This window comes from Zoogloea sp. LCSB751 (genome assembly GCF_002028455.1).
Classification (GTDB): domain Bacteria; phylum Pseudomonadota; class Gammaproteobacteria; order Burkholderiales; family Rhodocyclaceae; genus Zoogloea.
This window is the reverse complement of the sequence record NZ_MWUM01000236.1, coordinates 1-267: the sequence shown is the minus strand read 5'-3', so window position 1 is coordinate 267 and position 267 is coordinate 1. Positions and strand designations below refer to the sequence as shown.

Genomic DNA, 267 nt, shown 5'->3' with positions numbered 1-267 from the left:
TAAGGGCAATGAACTCTACGGCCTATACGAGCTAAAGCAACGTCATCGTGATCCAGACAAAATACTGATTGTCGAAGGCTATATGGACGTCGTTGCCCTAGCCCAATATGGTGTCGATTATGCGGTTGCATCGCTTGGCACCTCGACGACAGCTGAACAATTTCAATTGTTGCTGCGTAGTGCTAAAGAAGTCATTTGCTGCTACGACGGCGATAGAGCCGGTAATGAGGCCGCCTGGCGCGCCTTAGAAACTGCCTTGCCCCTGTT

At 50.6% G+C, this 267-nt stretch carries 1 protein-coding gene; it reads left to right on the top strand.

Features of this window, described 5'->3' with window-relative positions; all coding sequences use genetic code 11:
- Positions 1-267, top strand: a 267-nt coding sequence (locus B4920_RS26475; RefSeq protein WP_139379693.1) for a toprim domain-containing protein, incomplete at both ends; no start/stop codon positions are given.